Source organism: Chitinophaga sp. (genome assembly GCF_035564935.1).
Taxonomy (GTDB): Bacteria; Bacteroidota; Bacteroidia; order Chitinophagales; family Chitinophagaceae; genus Chitinophaga.
The window spans coordinates 1-6,108 of the sequence record NZ_DATMTE010001044.1 but is presented as its reverse complement, the minus strand read 5'-3'; the positions used below and the strand labels follow the sequence as shown (position 1 = coordinate 6,108).

5 protein-coding genes are annotated in these 6,108 nt (G+C 49.2%); 2 read left to right on the top strand and 3 right to left on the bottom strand.

From position 1 onward, the window contains the following. The 3 genes from VN105_RS27175 to hflX all read right to left on the bottom strand — a co-directional run. Positions 1–1,620, bottom strand: a 1,620-nt coding sequence (locus VN105_RS27175) for an ArnT family glycosyltransferase (RefSeq protein WP_325646185.1), incomplete at its 3' end; no start/stop codon positions are given. Between the two features lie 70 nt (positions 1,621–1,690). Then, positions 1,691–2,032 (bottom strand): Rieske (2Fe-2S) protein, encoded by a 342-nt coding sequence (locus VN105_RS27170; protein ID WP_325646183.1) that lies wholly within the window; start codon positions 2,030–2,032, stop codon positions 1,691–1,693. Next, positions 2,032–3,222 carry a GTPase HflX gene (hflX, locus tag VN105_RS27165; RefSeq protein WP_325646181.1) on the bottom strand — a complete coding sequence of 397 codons (1,191 nt, stop codon included), beginning with the start codon at positions 3,220–3,222 and terminating at the stop codon, positions 2,032–2,034. The genes VN105_RS27170 and hflX overlap by 1 nt, the downstream gene beginning before the upstream one ends. A gap of 135 nt (positions 3,223–3,357) precedes the next feature. Here hflX and VN105_RS27160 point away from each other — a divergent pair, with 135 nt between their 5' ends. After that, complete coding sequence (locus VN105_RS27160; protein WP_325646179.1) at positions 3,358–5,343, top strand: S9 family peptidase; 1,986 nt, start codon at positions 3,358–3,360, stop codon at positions 5,341–5,343. 11 nt (positions 5,344–5,354) lie between these two features. Beyond that, positions 5,355–6,108, top strand: a 754-nt coding sequence (locus VN105_RS27155) for an enoyl-CoA hydratase/isomerase family protein (RefSeq protein WP_325646177.1), incomplete at its 3' end; no start/stop codon positions are given.

The window sequence follows — 6,108 nt, the reverse complement described above, 5'->3', positions numbered from 1 at the left end:
TTTTTTCACCTCTACCAGTTGCCTTTCTCCCAATGCACCCGCCCGCGTTGCCTTCCGGACAAAAGGCAGATCCAGTTTGCTCACATAAAAATGGGGAAACGACCTGATAACGGTGCAGGTATATCCCTGCTGTTGCAGGGAAGCTACCGCATCGGGAGTTGTAAAAATGAGCCCCGAAGCGGAATCCGGGCGTAGTACCGGCGCCTGTAAATAAAAGTCGAATGCGTAGGAATTGGCCTGGTACAGCCCTATACTTTTGCCGGGCAGATAGGTATTCGCATAAGCGGCGGCGGTACTTCCGCTCTGGTATTGCATCATATCGGGGTATAAAATAGTGTTCAGGTACAGGTTCAGCAAAATACTGATGGAAATGGTCCGGTAAAATACGGCTTGCCGGGTAGATTTATCCAGCCAGTAGTGCAGCAACAGGTAGAGCAGGAGCAGGGCGCCAGCCAGCAGCAGCCAGGCGTAATGCATGGCCGGTTTGTATAACAGATCGATCACCACGCCGGCAACAGCCACCAATATGATGATGGTATATTGGGTAACCCGGAAAAATTTCAGCCCTTTTTCCGTTTGCAGTGATAGAATATACTGTGCGGTAAGGATTGCAAAAAAAGGAAAGATGATATTCAGGTAATGGGGAAGCTGGAAGCGGGAAAGCGAAAACAGTACAAAAGTGGCCAGGGCCGCACAAATGCAGTAATATTCCTTTTGCTGTTTCCATTTTTTTATAAAGATGATCACAGCAGCGTACAGCATTACCGACCAGGGGAGGAAAGCCCAGAGAAGGGTATGGAAGAAGAAGAACGGATCGCCGGAACCCTTGATAGGCCCGGTGTTCATAAAGCGGCCAAACTGGCTGTCCCAGAAGAAAAAGCGGAGACCCGAAACGCCGGTGGCGCCGAATACAATTTTCTCCGGGTGCTGATCAAACTGCCGGTACAGGGCATACAGTTCCGGGGTAATAAAAAGAGCGGTTAATATGGCTGCTATGGCCCAGCGCCAGTGGAACAGCTCCTTCCAATTGCGCATAAACAACAAATGACCGCCAATAGCGGCACAAACAGGCACCAGCGCAAACATTCCCTTCGTCATGATGGCAAAGGCAGTAAAAAGGGCGCCAAGCAAAACGCTACGGCGATAAAAATGATATACCGCTGCGATGATCAGCCCGGTGAGATAAGGTTCTGCCCGTACATCATTATTGGAAATTACCAGGTGTTCGGCGGTAAGCAGGATGCACACTGCCCAGCGGGCCACTTTTTCATCATACAAATGAAGGGCAAAGCGGTAGGTATACCAGGCGCCCATCAGCAAAAAAAGAATAGCAGGCAATTTATACGACCAGGTATGGATACCAAAAAGCTGGAAGCTGATCGCAGCCATCCAGAAAGGGAAGTGGGGTTTATCCAGCCAATCGCGGCCATCGGCGTAAAGATTCCAGTAGTCGTGTTTAATCACCATTGTTTTGGCGATACCGGCATAGAGCGCGCCATCGGGTTCCAGGATCGGTACAAACAGGGCACTGAATTGTAATAGTACCAGCATGGCGATGATAAGCAGCCATACCTGTTTCTCAGATAGAACAAATGAGCGTGTAACAGTTGTAGTCAGCATTACGAAAAGTTACAGGCATATACCGGTTACTTCAAATATGACCGTCACACTTAACAAAAAGATAACTGCTTTACCAGAACCAGCCGCTTTTCTCCATGCCCAGCCATGGCCCGTCTTCACGCTGCTCTATAGGATATGTTTTCAGGTAATATCCTTCACCGCTGCTGTTATAGCCATTCTTAAGGCTGAACTTATAACGGTGCACCGGGCACACAATGTTGCCGGTGGCATCAATCACTCCATCGGCCATAATCCCTCCGGCATGGGGGCATTTATATGCAAAAGCGAAAAGCTGCCCCTGGTGCAGGGTACAGCAGATCTTTTTTCCATTTACCTCCAGTACGCTGATCTCCTTCTCCGCAAAAGGTAAACGGCCTTCTTCCAGTTTATACCAGGAATATTCTTTCGCCATTAGTAGAAGAATTCTGTTTTGTAGGGGAAGCGGTCCCTGTACAATTGGGTTACCTTGTCCAGGATCGTTTTACGTAATTCTTCGATGTTCCTTCTTTCCAGCGCGGAAATGAATACACAGTTTCCCTGTGTTTTTGTTTCCCATTGCTGTTTCAGGTTATCCAGGATGTCTTGTTTAACTTCCGGCTCCAGCCATTTATCAAAGGTGTTGGCCTCGTAAAGGTCCATCTTGTTAAAGATCATGATAGTGGGTTTCTCAAACGCTTTCAGTTCCTGCAGCGTGCGGTTTACCACTTCAATCTGCTCTTCGTATTGCGGGTGGGAAACATCTACTACATGGATCAGGATATCGCTTTCCCGCACTTCATCCAGCGTGGATTTGAAGCTTTCCACCAGGTGATGGGGAAGCTTACGGATAAATCCTACGGTATCGCTGAGCAGGAAAGGGGTTTGATCAAATACCACTTTGCGGGTGGTGGTATCCAATGTGGCAAACAGCTTGTTTTCCGCGAACACCTCACTTTTGCTGAGCAGGTTCATGAGCGTACTTTTACCCACGTTGGTATAACCTACCAGCGCCACACGGATAAACTCGCCGCGTTCCTTACGCTGGGTAAGCGATTGCCGGTCTATATCCTCCAGCCGTTTGCGCAGGAGCGCTATTTTATCTTTTACGATACGGCGGTCTGTTTCAATTTCCGTTTCACCCGGGCCCCTGCTGCCAATACCACCTCCCTGTCTTTCCAGGTGGCTCCACATACCGCGCAGTCGTGGCAGGATGTACTGGTATTGGGCAAGTTCTACCTGAACCCTTGCCTGGGCGGTGCGTGCGCGCCGCGCAAAAATGTCCAGGATCAGGTCACTGCGGTCTATAACTTTAACCCTGAGTACCTTTTCAATATTAGCGATCTGAGAGCCGGTCAGCTCATCATCAAATATAACGAGTGATACATCCCTGCCTGCAATAAACTGCTGGATCTCTTCCAGCTTGCCTTTTCCTACAAAAGTAGCCCTGTCCGGGTGTGCCAGCCGCTGGGTAAAGCGCTTAACAGTAGCAGCACCTGCGGTTTCGGCCAGGAACACCAGCTCATCCAGGAACTCATTTACCTGGCGCTCTGTCTGGTCTTTAGTGATAACGCCTACTATAACGGCCCTTTCCTCTTTTTGTACTACCTGTTTTTTCTCAATCAAGTTATTTCAGAATTTGGAGCAAATTTACAGAGAATTTAATCGCTAAGCCATTTCTTCCTACATTTACCCGATCCAAAACAACCTTTCGATATCATGTTTAAACCTTTTTTACTGACAGGACTATTAATATCAACTATGGCAGTAGCCCAGGATAAGATGACACCCGAATTGCTATGGCAACTTGGACGGGTGAGCGGGGAGGCGTTGAGCGCTGACGGTAAAACCGCTATCTACGGCGTATCCCAGGTCAATATGACGGAAAACAAAAGCGAGAAGAACCTCTACGCTATTCCACTGGCGGGCGGCACACCAAAGCAGCTTACACAAACACCAGGCGCAGAAGGGGACGTAGCCATATTACCCGGCAACAAGATCGGGTTTTCCCTGAAAGGGCAGTGGTATGAAATGAATGCTGATGGCTCTGATCCGGTGCAGAAAACCAACGTGGAAGGCGGTATGCAAAATATCCGCATTTCTCCCGACGGGAAGCATATTTTGTTTTCGAAAGAAGTGAAAATAAAGAAGATCTCCGGCAGCGATCATTACGCGGATCTTCCGAAATCCAACGTGCAGATCTATGATAACCTGAACTACCGCCACTGGGATACCTGGGAAGATGGCAGTTTTTCGCATGTTTTTTATGCTACCTACAACAATGGCGAAGTAGGCGCCCCCATAGACATTATGGCCGAAGAACCGTATGACTGCCCGCAAATGCCTTCCGGTGGCCCTGAAGATATGATCTGGAGCCATGATGGTAAAAGCGTGATCTATGTTTGTAAGAAGAAGTTCGGGAAAGATTACGCCATTAGCACCAATACTGATATCTACGAATATAACCTCGCTACTAAAACCACCCGCAACCTTTCTGAAGGAATGATGGGCTATGATGTGGCGCCAGCTTTCAGCTACGACGGCAAATACCTTACCTGGTTAAGCATGGCCCGCGACGGCTACGAATCGGACAAAAATGATGTGATCATCATGGACCGCGCCACCGGCGTTATCACCAACCTTACCAAAGGATGGGATGGTACTGCCGCTTCCTCCCGCTTCAGCAACGACGGGAAAAAAATATACTTCCTCGCCGTGATTAAAGGCACCGAACAATTGCTGGAAATCACCTTGCAGAAAAATATTGCACAAACAACGGAAAAGCATATACGCCAGGTTACCACCGGCGATTTTGATATCAATGATGTGCTGGGCCAATCCGGTAACACACTGGTAGTATCCCGCACAGATATGAACCATGCAGCGGAACTGTTCACCGTTGACCTGCAGAAAGGCGCCGTTACCCCGCTTACCAGCGTAAACAAGGCTGCTTACGATAAAATAAGCATGTGCAAAATTGAAAAACGCTGGGTAAAAACCACCGATGGCAAGGATATGCTTACCTGGGTGATTTTCCCGCCGGATTTTGATCCCGCTAAAAAATATCCTACCCTGTTGTATTGCCAGGGCGGCCCTCAATCTGCCGTATCGCAGTTTTACTCTTACCGCTGGAACTTCCAGCTGATGGCTTCCCAGGGCTACATTGTAGTGGCGCCCAACAGGAGAGGCATGCCGGGACATGGCGTAGAGTGGAATGCCTCCATCAGTAAGGACTGGGGCGGACAACCCATCAAAGATTACCTGAGTGCAATTGACGATGTAAGCAAGGAAAGCTATGTGGATAAAGCCCGCCTGGGCGCTGTAGGCGCCAGTTACGGGGGCTATTCCGTATATATGCTGGCAGGCGTACACGAAAACCGCTTCAAAAGCTTTATTGCACACGACGGCTTATTTGACCTGAAAAGCTGGTATGGCACTACGGAAGAACTGTGGTTTGCCAACTGGGACATCGGCGCCTACTGGGACGCTGCCAATGCCAACGCTTACAAGCATTTCAACCCAAGTGAATATGCCAATAAATGGAATACGCCTATTCTGATCATCCAGGGGGGTATCGACTTCCGCGTTCCAATTGAGCAGGGGCTGCAGGCGTTCCAGCTGGCACAGCTGAAAGGGATCAAAAGTAAGCTGCTGTACTTCCCGGAAGAAAATCACTGGGTACTGAAACCGCAGAACGCCATTGTATGGCAACGTGAATTCTTTAACTGGCTGAAAGAAACCCTGTAAATCATATTATCATGGCTGCTTTATTATTGGATATCCGGGATGGTATTGCTACCATCACATTAAACAGACCTGAAGTATACAATGCGTTCAACGATCCGCTCAGCTATGAGCTGCAGGACGCATTAAAAAAAGCAGAAAAGGATCCGGCAGTACGGGTGGTAGTGTTAACCGGCGCCGGTAAGGCTTTCAGCAGCGGACAGGATCTCAGGGCATCTATGGAGTCGGGAAAACGCGACCTGAGCGAATCGCTTCGTAAGCGCTATAATCCCATTATACGCGCCATCCGCAACATGCCCAAACCGGTTATCTGCCGGCTCAATGGCGTGGCCGCCGGTGCAGGATGCTCCATTGCCCTGGCCTGCGACATGATCATTGCCAGCGAAGAAGCCACCATGATAGAGATCTTTGTGAACATTGCACTGGTGCTGGATTCCGGCTCCTCCTATTTCCTGCCCCGCACCGTGGGCTACCACCGGGCGTTTGAACTGGCTACTAAAGCCAGTAAGATCAGCGCGGCAGAGGCGTTGAAAATGGGGCTGTTAAACAAAGTGGTGCCCGCAGCAGAACTGGATGCCGCCGTACAGGCGGAAGCCGCTTATTACGCTGCCGCACCTACGAAAGCCATTGCACTCATGAAAAAAATGCTTGGCAAAGGCATGACGGATAACCTGGATGAAGTACTTGAATATGAAGCTTACTGCCAGGAAATTGCCGGCAACTCCGCCGATAATGCAGAAGGGATACAGGCTTTCCTCGAAAAAAGAA